This window comes from Legionella sp. D16C41, assembly GCF_048541585.1.
Lineage (GTDB): Bacteria > Pseudomonadota > Gammaproteobacteria > Legionellales > Legionellaceae > Legionella_C.
Window position 1 is genome coordinate 2,378,562 of record NZ_CP183303.1, and the last position, 21,485, is coordinate 2,400,046.

Consider the following 21,485-nt stretch of genomic DNA (forward strand, 5'->3'; position numbering starts at 1 on the left):
AACAAAGCTTATCATTAACTTTTAAACGCCAAGATAATAGCATACTAACTCTACTAGAAAAATATGGCTCTCAAAAAATGGCCTTGTCTAATTAGTTGCAAACCATCAAAAAATTTACGTGGCTATGATTTTGTCTAAAATAAATAATTTAGGTTTGCCCATTATTCAAAGTAACCATTTGGGATTTAATGAACTGCACCTTTTACGTCTCAGTTGTAAATCCAAATAAGGCTACAGCTTTGGATTGCGTTAGACCTTCTTTTATCACCGCTTTTCTTCTTGATTACTGTAATTCGAATATCATTAGTTTTCTATCGTCCATTCTTACACTTTAAAACCAAAATTTCTTGCATTATAAAGGGGTAACAGCCTTGTTATAATTTAGTACCGGGTTAATATATTAATACCCAATACGTTAATATTTATTAATGAATCTCTCATCTATATCAAACACTCAATTTGCATACTAAGTTGGTAACAATAAATCACCAACTCAGTATGCAGGATGGTTCATTTGTATATTGAATATATCTTTTCGTAAAGAGAAGAGAGGTCCATTAGAATTGATCATTGTATTGGGCCGGATGGAGGTACTAAGGGTTCATTTGAGGATAATGCCTCGTAATGTAGTCGTAGTACTCCATCCTATTTTTGTTCCCTATAAGCATAAACAAATAACCTTATGTGCTTTTGAGGCAACAGGAGGCTATGAGAAAAATTAATTAATTGTTTTGAAGCGCTTTATTTACCTTATCGGATGCTGCATGCAAATCATATTAGAGCTTATGCTAAAGCATTAGGTATTCTCGCTAAAACAGATAAACTTGATGCAAAAGTAATTCATGATTATGTCATGGCAGTTTCCTTAGATGCAGCAAGCTCAAAAAATGAAAACCAAGATATTAGGGATCTATTAAATCGTCGAGAGCAACTTATTGCTATGCGCATTGAAGAGTCAAATCGATTAGAAACCATGACTAATAAAGTTCTTATTAAATCATTTAGAGCACATATTAAATGGATTGAAAAACAAATAGAAAACATTGAGGCGCAATTAGTTAAGTGTGTAAACAGCAACGATTCAGTTAAATTTTTATTTGAGCTATATACCTCTATTCCAGGTATTGGGCTAATCACAGCGGTTCGGCTAATAGCTGATTTACCTGAACTGCTTACTCACACCGATAAACAATTAGCAGCATTGATAGGTGTTGCACCAATGAATAACGATAGTGGTAAGATGCGTGGTTATCGGCGGATAATAGCAGGTAGAGCTAAAATTAGGCGTCTATTGTACTTAGCGACTATCTCAGCAATAAAATGCAACCCACTGATTAAATCGTTTTATAATAAGCTGAAAAGCAAGGGTAAACTTGGAAAAGTAGCCATCATAGCAAGCTCAAGAAAGCTATTAACCGTCCTAAGAAGCAAAGCTCAAAATAAAATCCCTTGGGTTGCTATATATTAGTTAAATAGCTTAAAAATACTTGTTTTAGAATACAGATGCTTGTATGTGGTGTAAAACATTCTGAAAAAACCGGCTCCCTCAATCCACCAAGCAAATCATGACGATTATGATTTACTTCCATCAATTTAGATTTCATGATTTAAGAAGTATTACACACAACATATTCAAAAACATTTGAACTGTGAATTTTCAAGGCTAGTCAGTTATAATCGTTTTGTATAGAGTTAATGCCCTCGATCATTTATTAATAGGCTTAGCGTCATATACTTTACAACCCCAAAAACCTTCTCTTAACTCATGTGCAAACTTATTAAAGGCGCCTTAATAATATCGAAAGCTCGTTATTTAAGCTTTTAATATTGTTATTATTATTTTATAAGTAATGTGCTAAATTAAAGATTATATTTAATTTTTAATTGGTATTAGAATTCTTTCCAAACTTGTTAGAGCGCACTAAGTGATAAGTTGCGCCAGCACAGAGCGAAGTGTACAAGAATACATAAGAATTTAAGCACTGCCGCAACTTGCCGACTGGCTTCTGTGATAGAGTTTGGGATGAAATCTATTAAGTTAATGAGCAACAGAACTTAGATCATCAAGCTTCACTTTTTTAGGTTTAGTAATCCAAATTAAAGGAATTAAAGTAATAAAAATAAAGGCAGACACTCTAAAGATATCATTAAGGCCTAGCATATTAGCTTGAATATTTACCATGTAATTAAAAATTGCGTATTGTTGCTCCTGATTAAGACCTAACAAATTATGCAAATTTGACAAATAATCGGTAAAAGTAGAAGTAAATAAAGTGGCCTGCTCGGTTAGTTGCGCATGATGCACAATCGCGCGATGACTCCATAAAGTATTTGTAATGGATGTACCGATAGCACCTGAAAAAATTCGCACAAAATTCGATAAGCCAGCTGCAGCCGGTACTTTTTCCGGGCTAAGTCCAGAAAGGATAATTGTAGTTAAAGGTATAAAAAACATAGCCATTGGAATACCTTGTAATAAGGTTGGTATTATCAGATGATTAATGTCAATTGTCGTTGTATACAAGGACCGCATGTAAAAAACCGCACCAAATAAAATAAATGCACAAGTTACAATAATACGCGCATCAGTTTTTGGCAAAATTTTACCTAATATAGGCGATAAAATTACTGCAAAAATCCCTAATGGAGCCATAACTAGGCCAGCATGTAAGGAGGGATAACCTAAGTCCTGCTGTATCCACTGTGGTAATAAGACAAAAGTGCCAAAAAAAACGCCATAAGCTACTGAGATAGCAATAGTTCCACCGGCAAAGTTGCGGCCTTTAAAAAGCCTTAAATCGATAACGGGATTTTCTGTGGTTAATTCCCAAACTAAAAAATAACAAAAACTAATAAAAGCAAGGATCGCTAAGATAATAATTGTAGAAGAGTTAAACCAATCTAAGTCTTTACCTTTATCAAGCATAATTTGAAAAGCCCCTACCCAAAGGATAAGCAAAAATAAGCCTAATTTATCAATCGGTAGCTTAAGTATTGGGGTTTCGCGATCACGATAGATCATCCAAGTTACAATTCCTGCAAATATTCCAATTGGTAAATTAATATAAAAAATCCAAGACCAACTATAACTATCAGTAATCCAGCCGCCTAAAGTAGGCCCTGCGATAGGCCCGACAGTAGCAGTCATTCCCCATAAAGCTAACGCAATAGCGCTTTTTTCTTTAGGATAGGAGCCTAGTAAAATAGCTTGAGAAAGAGGAATAAGTGGGCCTGCAACTAAACCTTGTAAAATACGTGCAGCTAATAACATTGTTAAATTAGTTGCAACTCCACAGCAAAATGAAGCAAAAACAAATAGGAAAATAGCACTGATAAAAAGTTTTACTTGTCCTAACCGCTGCGTAAGCCAACCAGTTAAAGGTATAGAAATAGCATTTGCAGCAGAAAAAAGTGTGATTACCCAAGTCCCTTCATCTACAGATACTCCTAAAGAACCTGCAATGGTTGGAATAGCAACGTTAGCAATCGACGAATCAAGCACTATCATAAAAGTAGCTAAGGCAACAGCAATCGTCGCTATAACTAATTTACTACCCGCAAGAGGCGGGTAATTTACAAGATTAGATGTTTGCATTGGTATTATTTAATTTAATATTAATAAAAGACTCTTTATCTGCAATTTTTAAGTCACTAGATCTTAAAATATTTTCTTGCACAATATCATTAATAATATTGTCTGCTTGTTTCATTAAATTATTAAAAATAGTAGTTTGATAGCGAGAGTTAGCCAATTGAGTCACCTGGTTGTCATTTTTATTGCGTGTATCTACCGTGACTTTCATAGACAAACCAATGCGCAAGGGATGTGCATTTAATTCTTGTTCATCAAGGCTTATCCGAACTGGTAAACGCTGCACTACTTTAATCCAGTTACCCGTCGCATTTTGCGGCGGCAGCAAAGCAAAAGCACTACCCGTTCCTGCTGAAAAACCGGTAATACGTCCATGATATTTTACTTTAGCGCCATAGAGATCTGATGTTAATGTTACCTGCTGACCAATTTGTATTTTACCAAGCTGTTTTTCTTTAAAATTGGCATCAACCCAAATCTGATTTAAGGGGATAATAGCTAATAATATTTGGCCTGGAATGATCCGCTGGCCTATTTGAACAGCTCGCTTTGCTACATAGCCAGATAAAGGAGCACGAATCGTACTACGAATATAATTAAGGTAAGCTTGTCTTAAAGCAGCCATAGCTTGTCGGACATGGGGATGATTAATACTATTGGTTCGATGCGTCAGTGCAAGGTTTGCCTCCCAATGGGCTTGGGATTGCAACAATGCTGCATTAGCTACATTAAAACTATCCTCAGCATGGGTTAATTCTTCCTGAGAAATGGCACCCCGCTTGATAGCCGTTTGTCGGCGCTGTAAGTCCACTTTAGCTTTTTGTAAATCAGATTGTCGAGACTGAATAATTGCTTGTAATTCTCTATTATTAATAAAATATTGCTGAGTTTGCCTTAATGCAAGCGCTAAATTAGCTTTCGCCTGATCTAAAGCTACTGCGCTATCTGTGGGGTCTAATTTAATTAAACTTTGTCCTGCTTGCACAAGTTGGGTATCATCAACATTCAATTCTATAACATTGCCTGTAATCTGTGCTGAAACTGGAATAACATTGCCGGCAACATAAGCATTATCTGTAGTTTGAAAATAACGTGCATAAACTACCCAATAAATAAAATAAAGTAAGCCAATCAATAAAAAAACACTACTGAGCAAGAATAATATTTTTTTCCGAGCTGATTGCATAGATGTAGTGGTTTGAGCAGATATTTTTAATTGCTTAAACATGAAAATCCCTGAAAGTAAACTTAATTAGAACAACTGATAAATTAATTTTAAGTAGTCACTATAAGCTTTCTTATTCTTATACTCAATAAAGTGTTTAGTAATTAATTAATTTTATTACTAAATTTTCTAATAAATCTTAATGAATAATCTGTTAGGGCTCTTAGTATAGAATTAACTACCTTACTGTATTGAAGATAGCTAAATGAAAATTATTTATTAATTATAATTTCCTCTCGCTAAGCGATATTAATCATTCACAAATAAAGTATCAAACTAATCGGTTTAAAAGTTATAATTTACTATTTAGCTACTAATTCCAGCAAAATTTTTTCTTTAAAAGTGTATAGAAAAAATTTTTACGGCTTGTTCCTAATTTTTTCAATATGATTCTATTTATTTTATAGAAAAAAATGTCAACTTCCTTATAATATCTTTTTCTTTAATTATTTAAAGTCCTTTAAGTTAGATTAAATAAGGATTCTTGTTTTTATATAGATGTATTTAATATGGCCAGTTATACTTTTTTAGAAAAATTTTTATTAAATAATCGCTGCATTCCGGAGCTCGCACAAGTTTATCATCATATCTATTTTAAGAGTATTGAGGGAATATACCTGGCCAGTAATAATCAAATGTTATCTTTTTTAGATTTATCTCCTGAAGAGGTATCAGGGCGTTTTAAAGATAGCGATATTATAAAAAATGCTATTTCACTCGAAAGTGTATTAGCTAACGATAGATTAATTTTAGAAAAAAAGTCTGTGCAAGTGTTTATGGAACTTGCTATTACTGAAAAAAAACAAGCCCAATTTTTGTCGATAAAAGCCCCTTTATATAGAGAAAACGAAATAATTGGCTTATGTGGTATTTCTATAATTGTAGATAACTACAACCTTTCAGAGTTTAATGATCTTATTTCTAATATTGGTAATATTTTAGAAAATGACTTGGAAAGTGAGACTAAACTTGCTCAGTTAAACTCTACAAAAACTGTAAAAATAAAGTTAACTCCTAGAGAAGTACAATGCTTACAACTCTATATGAAAGGTTACTCTCTAAAATATATTGCGAATATTCTAAACTTATCTCATCGAACTATAGAATATTATCTTGAAAATATTAAATCTAAATTTGGTGTAAAAAAACGTTCTGAGCTATTACCCAGAGCTTTCAATTTATACCCAGAATTAATTTAGCATTATACTTAAACTATGCACAAATAAACCCAGAATGTACTTTTTATGAATAAAAATTACTAAATTACAACAAAATTCATTTTGCTTCCCTTTCTAATTGACTTTTAAATTCCCAACATGCCTTAAAAATTGCAATATTACCGTAAATACTACGGTGTTAAAAATGATCATAATTAGTTAATATCGCGCAAATTTTTTTCTTTAAAATATTGGCGAGTTGTTACATGAAACCCAAAAAAATTTCTGAATCAAGCCCATTAAATCCTAAAAAAAATGATGAACAGAATAATGAGCAATCTCAGGATCTAGAAGCTAATCAAATAAGCCCATCCCCAGTTAGCTATCCACAAGCAGCATGGAATGTAACAAGTTTTTCTCTACCCTTTACTATTTCAAGGCTAGCAGTTGCAGTCAATGTACTCACGAACGGTTCTATTACTCCTAAAATAGGACCTAATGCTGCAGCTGCAGGCCCGCAAATGATTAGTATAGTTTATGCAGTACTTGGCCCAGGCAGATCAATTTTATTAGCCACTGGCATTTTAGTAGGTAAAAAATATGGTGAACTGCAAGAACTGCTTAAATCAGGAAAAACTCTAGAAGCGAAAGAAATACAAGAAGCTATAGGTGATCAATTAAGACAAAGTACGACGTTTGGCACTATGTTGGCAATTCCTTCAATTGCCTTTATGGTTGGTATGGGCCCTATATTAAGAGCTGCAGGTATCGCTCCAGCGCTCGTCACAGAAATTGAAGGTTTTTTAAATAGTACAGCAACTGGACTTCTACCCATATATTGGTCTACTAGTGATCAACAATTTGCTATGGCTATAGGCCATAAATACATCCCTATGATTTTTGGTACGTTATTTCCACTCTTATCTATGGGTTTTGGCTATCCATTTGCCTTAGGTTCGTTTGGGTTGCCTAAATTAGGAACTGCTGGTTTGGGTTATGGCATGTCTGCTGCTGCTTGGTTAAGTTTTGCAGCCTTAAGGCTTTATTTCTTAAAACCTGAATTTGAACCTTATAGAATCTACAAAGTTCAATTTCGTGGCTTATTCAATCAATTTTCTGATTTGCTTAAATTGGGCTTACCTTTAGGTTTTCAAGCACTTACTGAATGGGGAAATATGTTTTTCCTATCAGCTTTAATTGCTCGTAAAGGCGGCAACGCTTCTATGGCTGCTAATGGCTCTTTTCAAATTATTACCGCAGCGACATTAATTACTGCAGCGCTTGGCCAAGGTATTAGTATTAAAATTTCAGAGCAATTAGGAAAAATGAAAATTGCTGAGCAATTAGGGAAATTTAATGAGCTAAAAGTTATCAATAAAAATCTTAAGCGTATTGGTAATGCTGGAATTGTAACAGGTGCGCTCGCTACTACGGGACTTATGGCATTTTTAGTAAGTATGCCCAAACAAATTCAATCAGTTTTTGTCAGTCATGATGATCCTGAATATCAAGAAATTATGATTATGGCACAAGCGATGTTAATCACTAATGCGGTGGGGTTAATTTTTGACACCGTACGTAATATGTCAGCTTCTGCATTAAGTGGCTCCAAAGATGTTATGTTTGCTCCCCTTATTAGTTTGTTAACTATGTCAATGATGGCATTAGGCGTTGGTGCGCTGTTAACAGAGCATTTCGATTTAGATGCCAATTGGCTATTTATTACTAGAGATGTTGGAATTTTAGCTGCAGCTTTTGCGGTAAGTATTAGATGGCTTATGAAAAATCATGAGCCTGAGCTTAAAGAAAAGTCAACGGTAACAATAGAAGAATTACCTGATGAACCTAATGAGCCCACCGCTCCTGCTCATACTGAGCCTACGCCTAAAAACAAGAACTATGGAACTAATGGAAGTACCTTTTTTTATCATCAAACACCGAAAGAGGAACAAAAATATTTATTACCAAAGCAGCTGGGGTATCAATAGATTTGCAGCCAATACTGCTATCAAACAGCAAAATTTCATATCTATACACATTAATAATTTAATTAGGAGCATACGGGCCAGGAAGCATTGTATTAAAATTGGAGGTAAAATATGTATAACAGTATTCTTGAAGAGAAGCTGCAAAAACTAAAAAATAGTGGACAATATCGTGAATTTATTACTATTAATCGGATAAGAGGTAGTTATCCTATGGCCTGGGTTGATGGTTTTAAAGAACAGACTGTTGTTTGGTGCAGTAACGATTATTTAGGTATGTCGCAGAACCAAAAAGTTATTGAAGCAATGCAAAATGCGATTCAACTTTATGGTGCTGGGTCCGGCGGATCAAGGAATATTGGTGGTACACATGCTTATTACAGTTTACTTGAAACAGCTATAGCCGATTGGCATAAGAAAGAAAATGCGCTTGTTTTTCCGACTGGCTATAGTTCCAATGATGCTACCTTGCAGTGTTTACTGCGCATCTTTCCTGATTGTGTAGTATTTTCTGATGCCTTAAATCATGCCTCTATTATTAATGGTATACGCAATGCACCTGTAGAGCGTATAATATTTAAGCATAATAATATTGAGCATTTAAAATCTTTGCTAGAAGCTGTACCTTATGACCGCCCGAAAATTATTGTTTTTGAATCCGTTTATTCAATGGATGGCGATATTGCTCCAATTGAAAAAATAGTAGAACTTGCGAAAAAGTATAATGCCATAACTTTTCTTGATGAAGTACATGCTATAGGAATGTATGGCCCTCGCGGCGCTGGAATTGCTGCCAAATTAGGCATAGCCGATCAAATTGATATTATTCAGGGCACCATGGCAAAAGCCATAGGAGTTATAGGAGGTTATATTGCGGCCTCTTCACTGATGATTGATGCAATTAGATCATTTGCTTCAGGATTTATTTTTACGACCTCTTTACCACCTGCAGTCGTAGCAGCGTGTTATACTAGCATCGAGCATTTGAAAAAATCAGACTATGAACGGAAGCTGTTACATAAAAAAACTCAACTACTTCGTTCTGCATTAAATACGGCAGGTATTCCTATACTTGAGCAAAGTCAAACGCATATCTTACCTGTATTAGTTGGCAATGCAGAAAAATGTAAAGCAGCTGGGCGCCGATTACTTGAATTACATCAAGTCTATTTACAACCGATTAATTCACCTACAGTTCCAGTAGGGACAGAACGCTTTAGAGTTAATGTGACGCCAAATCATACCGAGACACAAATAAATCAGTTAGTAGATGCCTTAATCGAAGTTTTTGAATACTTTAGTATTCCATATAAACAAGCTAATGCTAAAAAGAAATTTGTTTACAAAAACCTAAATATGCCATCAAAAGGCTCTGCTACAGAATTAAGGTTATAAAATATGAAAAAAATTACCATTCTTGTCCTAGGAATGTTTGCTCTTGGATTAGATGCTTATGTAATTGCCGGATTAATACCGGCACTTGATACCTCTTTTCAGGTAGGTATATCTAAGATTGGCCAAACTGTTACAGTATTTACTTTATGTTATGCTTTATCTGCCCCAATTTTCTCTACTCTATTATCTGGGCGGCCAATACGCCAAATTCTTCTTATTGCCATGGCTATATTTACACTTGCTAATGCTGCAAGTGGACTTACCCATAGCTTCATGGGCTTATTAATTGCTCGTGCTTTTGCTGGTATTGGAGCAGGATTATTTTCACCCATGGCTGCAGCAGCTGCTGTTTCATTAGTGTCTAATGAAAAGAAAGGGCGGGCAATTGGCTTTATATTAGGAGGAATGAGCACAGGCACTGTAATCGGAGTACCCTTAGGATTGTTAATTGCTCAACACTCTAACTGGCAATATACATTTTGGTTTGTTACTCTGCTAGGTATCTTAGCTTTAATTGGCATCTATTGGCAATTTCCTACATTTGCTGCTAAAACCCCGCCTACGCTTAACGAGCGTATTAAAATGCTTACAAACTATAAAATTGCGCGAACAGTAGGAATTTCCATACTCGCAAGTATTTCTAGTTTGGGCCTTTATACTTATTTATCACCTGTTGTATTTGACAGTATTGGTGTTAATTTTATAACCCCCTATTTATGGGCATGGGGATTAGGAGGTATCGTAGGCAGTTTTTCAATAGGTTTTTTAATTGATTATACCGGACATCCTAAAGCATTAATGGCAGGAATATTATTAGTTATGGCGTCATCTATGCTATTTTTGCCTTCTCTACTACCTTATTCCATTTTATGCTTTTTGCCTATTTTTTTATGGGGAGCGTCTGGATGGTCTTCGCTAGCACCACAACAACATACCCTATTATCAATCCAGCCAGAACATGGCGCTGCAGCAGTTGCATTAAATAGTTCCGCTAATTATTTAGGTAGCGCTATTGGTTCAGCGCTTGGTGGTCTGGCCATAGGGTTTGGATTGTTGCCAACTAATTTGCCTTATGCTGCTGGAATTGTTGCTTTAGTTGCAGCTATATGCCAGCTGCTTATTGTTATGCAAAAATCACAAGCTTCCAAGCTTTCTGCAGCTTAATAGATTAAGTGATCTTAAATTTTGATGAAAGGCTTTATTTTAGTTTAAAGCCTTTCGTTACATACGTGTGAGCGCTTGTTTAACCAAGCCGTTCTAAATCACTCTCATCAACTAAAAACTCTCGTACCGGTCCTGTATAAGTTATAGGGCCTATAGTCTGAACTCTAGATTCAATAGAATTTAGTAATTTTTGTAAGCTTAATGCAGCTGCAAGGTCTGGAAAATCCTGCTCTGGTATTGCCTTGTATTTAATAAAGAGCATCACATCGTTTACAAGCTTACATAATTTTTCAATAGTTTGTAATTGCTTATTACGAGTCACTTTTTCAGTGTGCAATTCAAGTAAAACGTCATCTCCTTGACGGGTTTTTTGCCAAACTCGTAAGTAATCAATATCCCATTCAGGTGTATCAAAAACCATGTGGGCATAGACTAGTTGATGCTGAGATGTAGTAAAAGTTAAATCAATTTCTCGTTTACGTGTAATATTGACAAAGCTGCTATATCCCGTAATCACTGCCTCGTTAAGATAAGCAGAAAGCATCACGCTATCTAAAACCTGGCTGCCAGAAATAGAAAAATCAGAGCAAGTACCTAATGCATTACTTAATTTATAATCTTGCCTACATTCAGTTAAATACTGAATTAAATCTAAAGCATGAATGACTTCACTAGTTACTCCACAAGTAGGCCGATAATCATTAATCCGATCTTTACCCCAGTAAAAATGGGCACGAAGTAATTTAAGCTTATGTTCTTTAATGTAATTTTTTAAGCAAACTGTAGTCTCAGCATAGCGCTCAATTAAATCAAAACAAAAGCCAGAAATTTTGCTTAAATTTTCAGCTAAGTGATTCAAATCATCTTTGTTATTGGCTAAAGGTTTTTCGCAAATAACAAAACCGCTGAAATTAGTTAACTGATTTAAAATTTCTGCATGAAACTCATCATTAACTGTAACAATGATCAGATCGGGTTGAAAAGAACTTAGCGCTGTAGAGACAGTATTAAAATAGGGAAGATCAGGCTTTTTTTGCTGCTTATCAACATAAGCTATCGATAATGAACTAGTTAGTTGATGTTGCGAAGCTACGTATTGCAAAGCACGTAAGAAACGATTACCAGCATAGCCTAATCCAACAATTAGAATATTCATTATAATTCCTTAAGATAAGGTTTTAATTAAAAAGGCTTCGCCAGAATCTATAAAACCTAGCTTGTCATATAGTGATTTAGCCACTGAGGTTGTTTGTAAGGTCACTTTACCAACTTCATTGTTATGAAACCATTTAAAAAGATGATTCATCAGCTGTTCTGCCAGCCCTTGCCTTCGATAGTTAGGTCGCACGACCACAGTCTGCACCCAACCCATTTTCCCATTTAAGCATCCTTTAAAAGGTACACGCGCATCAATAATTCCAATTGCACAACCCGTAATAATATTCTCATCAGAAGCAGAGTACGTAACAATTACTTTGATATTGGCACTTTGATTGAGGTTAGTTTTTAACCAAGTATCATAACTGTTTTGCCAGGCTAGCTCATCTTCCGGCGTTTGAGCTACATAATGTCCTGTTCCTTGGCTAAGTAATAGCTTTCTTAATTCAATTAATTGCTCTATATCATTGAGAGTTGCATTTCTAACTAAAGAGGTTTTTTCTGCTACAAATAGGGTCACAACTTATCCTTAGGTACAAAAAATGTCTACTTTGTAAAATGCGCAGTATACATGAGCCATAGCATACATTTTACCGTATTAATTACGGTAAAGGTGGTCATTAAAAAAACACGGTTTTTAGTCATAGTAAATTTCAAGTAGTCATTAAGACAGTAGCTAAGTGGTTACTTAAATTAAAAGTAAACTTAATTAAACTTTCCACATATCTATGTAAGTACTAATTAGGCGCGTGCAAAATCAAATGCTAATACCGAGCTTATATCTTCATGATGTAATGCTAAAGTAATTAAACGATCTACACCTAAAGCTACGCCGCTACAAGCAGGCAAACCTGCTTCTAGCGCAGCTAATAAATTTTTATCTATCTTTGCACTTTCCAGCCCTTTCGCTTGACGCAAAAAAATATCTGTTTCAAAGCGTTTTTTCTGATTATTTGCATCTCTTAACTCATGAAATCCATTAGCAAGTTCAATTCCTTTAAAATAAATTTCGAAACGTTCAGCAACGCCATCATTTACTTGGGCTAAGGCAGCTTGTGATATAGGAAAATTATAAATAGCTACCGGTGCCGGTAGACTCGCTAATGCAGGCTCTATTATATGACTCATTAATAAAAATAAATATTGATCTCTATCTTCCTCGTCTGCAGCTAAAACATTGTCTAAATTATAATTTTTTAACTTTATTTTTAATTCTTCAATTGTGATAGTTAGCGGGTCAAAATCACAAATTTCTGCAAAAACTTGCTGATAGGTTTTTTTAATTAGCGGGGCTGACGATAATATTAATTGGAGTAATTCATCCATTTCTGTCATTAAACCATGATGATCAATATCTAATTGATACCATTCCAACATAGTAAATTCAGGATTATGCCAACGGCCCAACTCATCATCTCGAAACGCTCGCGCTAATTGAAAAATAGGGCCGCTACCTGCTGCAAGTAGCCTTTTCATATGATATTCGGGTGAAGTTTGTAAGTAGTAGGTTTGTCCACGAAACGAGGCTTTAATATTACTTAAATAAACATCGGTAATACCAAATTGCGCCATATAAGGTGTTTCTACTTCAAGATAACCCCGTTTATTGAAGAAATCTCTAATATTATTAATTAAAAGTGCACGTTGGCGTAATGTTGATAAAGTTGCGGAGGGCTGCCAAGTCATTAATAAAAAATTCCTAATTCAAGTTTTGCCACTTCAGACATGCGCTCTTGCGTCCACATTGGCTCCCAGACTAATTCTACGGTGCAATCACTTACACCTTCAACTTGATTAATCGCTTGTTCTACTGTAGCAGGAAAAGTTTGCGCGACTGGACAACCAGGGCTTGTCAGAGTCATTTGAATATGAACATGATGCTTTTCATTAATACTAACGTCATAAATTAAGCCTAGATCATAAATATTAACTGGGATCTCTGGATCATAGACTGTTTTTAATGCGGCAATCACTTGCTCTTTTAATGCCTCATCATTAGATTTTTTCTTCAAGCCAAACATAATACTACTCCGTACTAACTGGGTCTTGGCAATGGTTTAAAGCGGCATTTAGGGTATGCCAGGCGAGTGTCGCACATTTAACCCGAGCAGGAAATGCCTTAACACCTGCTAGTACTGATAATTTGTCAACTATTATCCATTGACTTTCTTCATCACTAGTTAGCATATGATGAAACCCTTCAAAAATATGTTTTACTTCTTCGACAGTTTTTCCTTTTAAAGCTTCTGTCATTAAAGATGCCGACGCTTGGGAGATAGCACAACCACATCCAACAAAGCTTAAACTCTCAACAATATTATCTCTTACTTTTAGATAAACAGTTAATTTATCACCACACAAAGGATTATAACCATTAGCAGTTGCCGTAGGTTCTTCCATTTGGTAATGATTACGTGGATTACGATTATGATCGATTATAATTTCTTGATATAATTCTCGTAATTCCGTGTTCATGCAAATACCTCTTTCACTTTTTCTAGTACATTCATACAACGATCAACCTCTGCTGTTGTATTGTAGAAAGATAAAGAAATTCGAGTTGTGGCAGCGACATCATAAAAGCTCATTACAGGCATAGCACAATGATGGCCACTGCGAATAGCAATACCTTCATTATCTAAAATTGTACCAATATCATGAGCGTGTATTTTACCATGCACAAATGAAATAATGGGAACTTTCTGCCTTGCTGTACCAATAATATGATAACCTTTTACATTTAATAGAGCGTCTGTCGCATACTGCAGCAAATAATCTTCATAAGCAGAAACCGCTTCCATATCTAAGGTAGCTAAATAATCTAGTGTCGCACCTAATCCCATAACACCAGCAATGTTTGGTGTACCTGCTTCAAATTTATAAGGAATAGGCGCATATTCCGTGGCATCAAAGGTAACAAAATTAATCATTTCGCCACCACCTTGATAGGGAGACATATCTTCTAATAAATGCGTTTTCCCCCATAAAACGCCAATACCAGTTGGACCATACATTTTATGACCAGAAAAGGCATAAAAATCACAACCTAAATCAACTACATCAACAGGATAATGCGCTGTTGCCTGAGCCCCATCGACTAACACAACCGCACCATAAGCGTGCGCCATTTCAATCATTTGCTTGATGGGATTTACTGTACCCAATGCATTAGACGCATAAGTAATAGCTACAAATTTCGTATTCTCATTTAATTTTTTTTCAAATTCGTCAAGCAATATCTCACCACTATAAGAAATAGGCGCTACTTGCAATTTTGCCCCTGTTTTCTTACAAACCATTTGCCATGGCACAATATTGGAGTGATGTTCCATATGGGTTATTAGAATTTCTTCATCAGGTTTGATGCGAGGCGCTACAAAACTCTGGGCTACTAAGTTAATAGCCTCGGTGGTACCACGTACAAATATACATTCATTAACGGATGGTGCATTAATAAATCGCTGTACTTTATTACGAACACGTTCAAATTGTAATGTAGCGCGAGCACTTAAAGCATGGACACCACGATGCACATTCGCATTATCATAGGTATAATAGTGTTTTATCGCTTCAATAACTGCTTTAGGCTTTTGTGTTGTGGCTGCATTATCAAAATAAATTAACGGGTAGTTATTAACTTTTTGTTGTAAAACCGGAAAATCATTACGGATAACATCAACATCAAAATTGGTATTTAAAATAGCTGTATTCATAATCACCTCAACTGATTGTTGATTAAAGTAGCTATCCATTCTCTTATTTCAGTATGCGGTATCTGACTTAAATTTTCTGCAGCAAAGGCATGAACTAGATAAAGTTTAGCTTGCATACGTGAAATTCCACGTGTAGCTAAATAAAATAGTGCCTCTTCATCTAGCTGCCCCACTGTGGCACCATGAGAACAAACAACATCATTTGCAAAAATTTCTAATTGTGGTTTAGTATCCACTTCAGCTTGCGCTGATAACAATAGATTTTTATTCTGTTGCCTTGCTTGCGTATGTTGTGCATGCTTAGCAACAATTACTTTTCCATTAAAAACAGCACGTGAGCGTCCTGCTAAAATACCTTTATAATCTTGATCACTTTGACAATTAGGCACTTGATGATAGACCGTAGTGTGATGATCGATATGTTGATTATCATTAGGCAAATAAAGTCCATTCATTACACTTTTTGCTTCTTCTTCTACTAAATAGATTGAAACATCGCTACGTACTAAGCGGCCACCTAAACTAATAGAATGACTTTCAAACTGGCTTTCAAGCGCCTGTTTTACTGCTAAATGACCAATATGAAATGCAGACTTACTTTCATTTTGAATTTTATAGTGAACCAATTTAGCCTGTTTAGCTAAATAGATTTCAGTTACAGTATTAGTTAAATAGCTACTATCTGCCTGCCCATTAAAAGTTTCTATAATAGTGGCTTGACTATTTGCCTCTGCAATAACTAAATGACGTGGGTAAATACCTTGTTCTTGTTCATCTTGCCAATGCGTTAGCAACAAAGGCTGAGTTAAATGGACATTTTCTGGCAAATAGATAAATAAACCAGTTTGTAAAAACGCTGTATTTAAAGCTTGAAAACCATGTTCATGCTTTAATAATTGCGCAAGATACGGTTTTACCTTCTCTGGATAGGCTTTAACTGCTTCTAGTAAAGGCAATATAATTACCCCTTTGGGTAATTGTAAAGAAAGCTCATCGAGCTTAACAATTTGTCCATTACAAATGGTTATACCTAAGCCTGCTGGGGGCAAATTGTGAACTAATTTATCTTGACAAAAACTATCTAATGGCAAGCGATTATGAAAACGTTGCTGTAGAAAGCTATCTAGGGCTGTATATTTCCATTCCTCTTGTTTGCGCGTTGGAAAGCCAAAATAATTAAAATCTTCTAAGGCCTGTTTTTGTAAAGATGCCAACCATGGTTCAGCTAAATAGTTCGCTTTCGCTTGACCTTGGTAGAATTCAAGAATGTCACTCATACTTGCTCTTTCTCCTCAAGCCAGCTATAGCCTTTCTTCTCTAATTCTAATGCTAAGGACTTATCCCCAGACTTAATAATTCGGCCATTTGCTAAAACATGAATAAAATCAGGTTCAATATAATCTAATAGTCGCTGGTAATGCGTTACCAAAATAATAGCGCGACTTGGTGAGCGCATCGCATTTACACCTTGGGAAATAATACGCAGTGCATCGATATCTAAGCCTGAATCAGTTTCATCTAAAATTGCCAATTTAGGTTCAAGGGCCAGTAGCTGTAAAATCTCGTTACGCTTCTTCTCCCCACCTGAAAAACCCTCGTTAATACTGCGATATAAAAAACTTTCATCCATATCTAATAACTGACATAGTTTACGAATAAAATTTAAGAATTCGATAGCATCTAATGGCTCTTTGCCCTGTCCTTTACGCACTGCATTGACTGATGCTTTAAGAAAATTAATATTGGTTACACCAGGAATTTCTACAGGATATTGAAAAGACATAAAGACACCAGCTCTTGCACGTTCTTCAGGCGAAAAAGGTAGCAAATCTTGGCCTAGATAATTAATTTCGCCACTTGTCACTGTATAAGCAGGATGGCCAGCTAACACTTTAGACAAGGTACTTTTTCCTGAGCCGTTAGGGCCCATAATAGCGTGAACTTCACCAGCATTAACGTTAAGATCAATTCCTTTTAAAATTGGCTGTCCATTGATAGCTACATTTAATTGTTTAATTTTTAACATATTAACCTACTGCCCCTTCCAAACTAATACCTAGCAATTTTGTCGCTTCTACCGCGAATTCCATTGGGAGTTCTTTTAAGACTTGTTTGCAAAAACCATTTACAATCATTGATACAGCATCTTCCGTATCGATACCGCGTTGCTGACAATAAAACAACTGCTCTTCACTAATTTTTGATGTTGTCGCTTCATGTTCAAGCTGTGCTGTGGGATTTTTGACTTCGATATAGGGAAACGTATGCGCTGCACATTCATCACCCATTAATAAAGAATCACATTGAGTAAAATTACGCGCGTTAGTTGCCGTTGGCGCAATTCTAACCAGCCCTCGATATGCATTATGTGATTTTCCGGCACTAATTCCTTTTGAGATAATGGTAGAACGAGTATTTTTGCCTAAATGAATCATTTTAGTACCAGTATCAGCTTGCTGAAAATTATTAGTAAGTGCTACAGAGTAAAATTCACCTACTGAATCATCACCTTGCAAAATAACACTTGGATATTTCCAAGTGATTGCCGAGCCTGTTTCAATTTGCGTCCAAGAAATTTTAGAACGCTTACCACGACAAGCGCCACGTTTGGTTACAAAATTATAGATTCCTCCCTTCCCCTCTTTATCCCCTGGATACCAATTTTGTACTGTAGAATATTTAATTTGTGCACCTTCAAGTGCAACTAATTCCACTACTGCCGCATGCAATTGATTTTCATCACGCATAGGTGCTGTACAACCTTCTAAATAAGATACATAACTATTGCAGTCAGCAATAATTAAGGTTCGCTCAAATTGTCCCGTGGAAGCTGCATTAATTCGAAAGTAAGTTGATAACTCCATGGGGCAACGCACACCTTTAGGAATATAGACAAATGATCCATCACTAAATACAGCTGAGTTTAGTGCTGCATAAAAATTATCACGATAAGGCACCACTGACCCTAAATATTGTTCTATTAAATCAGGATGATTATGAACAGCTTCTGAGAAAGAACAAAAGATAACGCCTACTTCTGCTAACTTCGCCTTAAAGGTTGTTGCCACCGAGACACTATCAAATACAGCATCTACCGCAACACCTGCCAATAGTTCTTGTTCTCGTAATGGAATACCTAATTTTTCATACGTACGTAATAATTCTGGATCAACTTCGTCTAGACTCTTAGGCGCATTTTTGACTTGTTTAGGCGCTGAATAATAAGAAAGAGCCTGATAATCAATAGGCGGATAATGTACACTTGCCCAGGTAGGCTGCGGCATAGTTCGCCAGTATTCTAACGCTTTAAGGCGCCAATTTAAAATAAACTCAGGCTCGCCTTTAATAGCAGATAATCGTCGAACCACCTCTTCATTTAAGCCTGGTGCAAAGGTCTCAGCTTCAATCTCAGTTACAAAACCATGCTGGTAGTCTCTTTCCAGAAGGGTATTTATTTGCTCATTACTTTTAGCCACGATGTACTCCACTTGCTAGCTCTTTAATTTTTTCAATTTCAATAGGCTGTAAAGAAGGTTTTGCTAGCATTTCTAAACTTACGCTATCTAAAGCTGTCTTTATTGCTCGGCTTATCAATTGCCAATTTCCTTGGATATGACAAACGCCTTGTAGAGAACATTCATTGGGGTGAATGCTGCATTCAGTTAAACCCAATTCTTGCTCTTCTAATGCATAAATAATCTCAGCAACAGAAATCTCTGCTGCTACTCTTTGGAGGCGGTATCCACCTGATACACCTCGCACGGAAGTTAATAATTTTGCAGCAGTTAACTGTTTTAGTAATTTGCTTACTGTTGGTACTGAAAGATGAGTATGTAAAGCAATATCACGAGCATTACAAAGTTTATTGTGACGCCTCGCTAAATACACCATGACCACTGTTCCATAATCGGCCAATTTGCTGATACGCAGCATATCACTACCACCTTAAATAATCTAGTACCAAATTGGTCCTTAATTAAAAACAAGACTATAAATCTACTGAAAATTAATATTAAGTATCAAGAAATCATCCATTAATTATGAATGTGCCTCATAACTAATAATATAGTACCAATTTAGTTCTATTTACAGTAAAAACAGCCGATATTGTAAACTATTTTTTACAGTAAGCCTACTTTAGCAACATAATTTTTTATATTGATTTATGCTTAATAATAAATTAGTAACGAAAGGGCTACCTTATGTTAATGAATGTAACAAGTTTGCGTACGATTATCTTAATGTGTTTATTAATAAATGTTTTTAGTGTTTATGCCTGTACTACCGTTTTTTCCAATGCTACATCTAAGTCCTTAGTAGTAGCCCGCACAATGGATCTATATATTTCTGATTTACCTTTAATTATTGCCGAACCTCGTGGTACCGAACACAATGGCCAAACAGATAAAAATTCATTACAGTGGCGCTCTAAATATGGTACCACATCGGTAACAGCACTTCATGGAAATACTGTTACCGATGGGATAAATGAAAAAGGGTTAGCTGTTCATTTACTTTATTTAAAGAATACTCAGTATCCACATTATAATGATAATCGACCTAAAATCTCTAACCTAATGTGGGCTAAATATATCTTAGATAACTTCTCTACTGTCAACGAAGCATTAGCAGGTACCAAAAATTTAGAAATTGTAGCAACAAAGTTAGATGGACAAGTCTGGCCACTTCATTTAACGATGGAAGATGCAACAGGAGATTCGGCAGTTATTGAATTTATTAACGGGAAAATGAATGTTTATCATGGTCACCAATACCAAATAATGACTAATGAACCAGCATATAATATTCAACTTACTAACTTGAAAAATTATAAAGGCTTTGGCGGCAATCTACCACTTCCTGGTGATGTTGACCCTATTAGTCGCTTTGTTCGTGTAGCATTTTTTTTAAAAACTCTACCAAAAGAAATTCATTTTACTCAATCCGTAAACGACCTTTTATCTGTTATAAGAACAGCCATGGTACCCTTTGGTGCCGAGGAATTTTCAGGTAGTAAAGAATCAGCATGGCCAACGCGCTGGATTACCATAGCTGATTTAACTAATAAAACTTATTATTTTCACTCTACATCAACCCCTAACGTAATTTGGCTTGATTTAAACAAAATTAATTTTGCCTTCGGTGCACCCATTTTAACAATCGATCCGGCTAAAGCGCATGAAGGAAGCACTTTAAAAAAATTTATGCCCACCTTTGATAAATAAAACTTTAAATGAAGTGAAGCCTATTAAGGTGACAAATTAAATAAATTAATAGCCTTCACTTTTTATAATTAGTGCATTCCTTGCCTTATAGATTCAGGATTTTGACCAGCTTGTTGAAGTCGCCCTTTACAAAGGGTGATTATTTCATGAATACCACTATTAATATCTTCAGGCGCATTATTAGCTATAACAATATCAGCTTGATATCTGGTACGCGCTATATAATTAAAAAAGCCATCTCTTACAAACGATTTTAATTCGCGTCGCTTAGTTTCTTCAATGGAAGTATTTCTTTCTTCCTCATCACGACTTGCTCGTCTTTCTATATTAGCCAAATAAGAATCAGGTTGAATATAAGCGCCTATTTTATCTGAGGTTTCTAAACAATTAGCAATTAGTAGCGCGAAAATACCTTCAACAATTAGAATATCAGTTGGTTTAACTTGCTCGGTTTCTGAAAGTCTATCACTTGTTTTAAAGCAATATAATGGACTTTCTATAGCTTGTCCTGCTTGTAATTTTTCTAAATTTTCAACCAAAAGATCAAGGTCAACTGCCTCTGGTGTATCATAGTTTTGTCGTGGTTTAGTGTTATCGCGTATTTTATAATAATTATCCATTTTTAAAATTTCTGCATCTAAATTAATGCTTTTAAATCCTGACTTAAGTTGATTTGCTAAGGTAGTTTTACCACCACCAGACGGCCCACCAATAAAGACAATAAACACGGTTTCTCCTAAAAATAAAAGGATATCATAGGGTAAAATCATAACTTTTAATAGCTTAAAATATAGGCAGCTCAATCTTTATTTATACTAATTGATATTTAGTGCAAGCACCATGAGCAGAATGAACAATTGACAAACAGTTT

General features: G+C 35.4%; 19 protein-coding genes. 6 read left to right on the forward strand and 13 right to left on the reverse strand.

Features of this window, described 5'->3' with window-relative positions; translation table 11 throughout:
• The first annotated feature begins 757 nt into the window (after window positions 1–757).
• Window positions 758–1,468 carry a transposase gene (locus tag ACNVED_RS10285; protein ID WP_419418929.1) on the forward strand — a complete coding sequence of 237 codons (711 nt, stop codon included), beginning with the start codon at window positions 758–760 and terminating at the stop codon, window positions 1,466–1,468.
• Window positions 1,469–2,038: 570 nt separating this feature from the next.
• Here ACNVED_RS10285 and ACNVED_RS10290 read toward each other — a convergent pair.
• Window positions 2,039–3,595 carry a DHA2 family efflux MFS transporter permease subunit gene (locus ACNVED_RS10290; RefSeq protein ID WP_419418930.1) on the reverse strand — a complete coding sequence of 519 codons (1,557 nt, stop codon included), beginning with the start codon at window positions 3,593–3,595 and terminating at the stop codon, window positions 2,039–2,041.
• A complete protein-coding gene (locus ACNVED_RS10295) occupies window positions 3,582–4,820 on the reverse strand; it encodes an efflux RND transporter periplasmic adaptor subunit (RefSeq protein WP_419418931.1) in 1,239 nt (412 codons plus the stop codon). Before ACNVED_RS10295 ends, ACNVED_RS10290 begins: the two co-directional genes overlap by 14 nt.
• 506 nt (window positions 4,821–5,326) lie before the next feature.
• Here ACNVED_RS10295 and ACNVED_RS10300 point away from each other — a divergent pair.
• From ACNVED_RS10300 to ACNVED_RS10315, 4 genes are all read left to right on the forward strand, one after another.
• Window positions 5,327–6,016 carry a helix-turn-helix transcriptional regulator gene (locus ACNVED_RS10300; protein WP_419418932.1) on the forward strand — a complete coding sequence of 230 codons (690 nt, stop codon included), beginning with the start codon at window positions 5,327–5,329 and terminating at the stop codon, window positions 6,014–6,016.
• Window positions 6,017–6,240: 224 nt separating this feature from the next.
• A complete protein-coding gene (locus ACNVED_RS10305) occupies window positions 6,241–7,962 on the forward strand; it encodes a hypothetical protein (RefSeq protein ID WP_419418933.1) in 1,722 nt (573 codons plus the stop codon).
• 111 nt (window positions 7,963–8,073) lie between these two features.
• Window positions 8,074–9,354 carry a 5-aminolevulinate synthase gene (gene hemA / locus ACNVED_RS10310; RefSeq protein WP_419418934.1) on the forward strand — a complete coding sequence of 427 codons (1,281 nt, stop codon included), beginning with the start codon at window positions 8,074–8,076 and terminating at the stop codon, window positions 9,352–9,354.
• Between the two features lie 3 nt (window positions 9,355–9,357).
• Window positions 9,358–10,518: an MFS transporter gene (locus ACNVED_RS10315; protein ID WP_419418935.1), complete on the forward strand. Its 1,161-nt coding sequence runs from the start codon at window positions 9,358–9,360 to the stop codon at window positions 10,516–10,518.
• A 79-nt stretch (window positions 10,519–10,597) separates the two neighbouring features.
• Here ACNVED_RS10315 and ACNVED_RS10320 read toward each other — a convergent pair whose 3' ends face one another.
• The 10 genes from ACNVED_RS10320 to ACNVED_RS10365 all read right to left on the reverse strand — a co-directional run bounded on the left by ACNVED_RS10320 (window position 10,598) and on the right by ACNVED_RS10365 (window position 19,322).
• Window positions 10,598–11,674, reverse strand: a complete 1,077-nt coding sequence (locus ACNVED_RS10320; protein ID WP_419418936.1) for a Gfo/Idh/MocA family oxidoreductase — start codon at window positions 11,672–11,674, stop codon at window positions 10,598–10,600.
• A gap of 9 nt (window positions 11,675–11,683) precedes the next feature.
• Window positions 11,684–12,196 carry a GNAT family N-acetyltransferase gene (locus ACNVED_RS10325; protein WP_419418937.1) on the reverse strand — a complete coding sequence of 171 codons (513 nt, stop codon included), beginning with the start codon at window positions 12,194–12,196 and terminating at the stop codon, window positions 11,684–11,686.
• 221 nt (window positions 12,197–12,417) lie between these two features.
• Complete coding sequence (gene epmA, locus ACNVED_RS10330; protein ID WP_419418938.1) at window positions 12,418–13,362, reverse strand: elongation factor P--(R)-beta-lysine ligase; 945 nt, start codon at window positions 13,360–13,362, stop codon at window positions 12,418–12,420.
• Window positions 13,362–13,697: an SUF system Fe-S cluster assembly protein gene (locus tag ACNVED_RS10335; RefSeq protein ID WP_419418939.1), complete on the reverse strand. Its 336-nt coding sequence runs from the start codon at window positions 13,695–13,697 to the stop codon at window positions 13,362–13,364. Before ACNVED_RS10335 ends, epmA begins: the two co-directional genes overlap by 1 nt.
• A 4-nt stretch (window positions 13,698–13,701) precedes the next feature.
• Window positions 13,702–14,151 (reverse strand): Fe-S cluster assembly sulfur transfer protein SufU, encoded by a 450-nt coding sequence (gene sufU, locus ACNVED_RS10340; RefSeq protein WP_419418940.1) that lies wholly within the window; start codon window positions 14,149–14,151, stop codon window positions 13,702–13,704.
• Window positions 14,148–15,392 (reverse strand): SufS family cysteine desulfurase, encoded by a 1,245-nt coding sequence (locus tag ACNVED_RS10345; protein WP_419421174.1) that lies wholly within the window; start codon window positions 15,390–15,392, stop codon window positions 14,148–14,150. Before ACNVED_RS10345 ends, sufU begins: the two co-directional genes overlap by 4 nt.
• Window positions 15,392–16,666 (reverse strand): Fe-S cluster assembly protein SufD, encoded by a 1,275-nt coding sequence (gene sufD / locus ACNVED_RS10350; RefSeq protein WP_419418941.1) that lies wholly within the window; start codon window positions 16,664–16,666, stop codon window positions 15,392–15,394. Before sufD ends, ACNVED_RS10345 begins: the two co-directional genes overlap by 1 nt.
• Window positions 16,663–17,415: a Fe-S cluster assembly ATPase SufC gene (gene sufC, locus ACNVED_RS10355; RefSeq protein ID WP_419418942.1), complete on the reverse strand. Its 753-nt coding sequence runs from the start codon at window positions 17,413–17,415 to the stop codon at window positions 16,663–16,665. The genes sufD and sufC overlap by 4 nt, the downstream gene beginning before the upstream one ends.
• A 1-nt stretch (window position 17,416) precedes the next feature.
• A complete protein-coding gene (gene sufB / locus ACNVED_RS10360; RefSeq protein WP_419418943.1) occupies window positions 17,417–18,865 on the reverse strand; it encodes a Fe-S cluster assembly protein SufB in 1,449 nt (482 codons plus the stop codon).
• Window positions 18,858–19,322 carry an SUF system Fe-S cluster assembly regulator gene (locus tag ACNVED_RS10365; protein WP_419418944.1) on the reverse strand — a complete coding sequence of 155 codons (465 nt, stop codon included), beginning with the start codon at window positions 19,320–19,322 and terminating at the stop codon, window positions 18,858–18,860. The genes sufB and ACNVED_RS10365 overlap by 8 nt, the downstream gene beginning before the upstream one ends.
• A 269-nt stretch (window positions 19,323–19,591) precedes the next feature.
• Here ACNVED_RS10365 and ACNVED_RS10370 point away from each other — a divergent pair, with 269 nt between their 5' ends.
• Window positions 19,592–20,614 (forward strand): linear amide C-N hydrolase, encoded by a 1,023-nt coding sequence (locus tag ACNVED_RS10370; RefSeq protein WP_419418945.1) that lies wholly within the window; start codon window positions 19,592–19,594, stop codon window positions 20,612–20,614.
• Between the two features lie 68 nt (window positions 20,615–20,682).
• On the opposite strand, the gene ACNVED_RS10375 is transcribed toward ACNVED_RS10370, so the two are convergent.
• Window positions 20,683–21,342 carry a uridine kinase family protein gene (locus tag ACNVED_RS10375; RefSeq protein ID WP_419418946.1) on the reverse strand — a complete coding sequence of 220 codons (660 nt, stop codon included), beginning with the start codon at window positions 21,340–21,342 and terminating at the stop codon, window positions 20,683–20,685.
• Window positions 21,343–21,485: the final 143 nt, after the last annotated feature.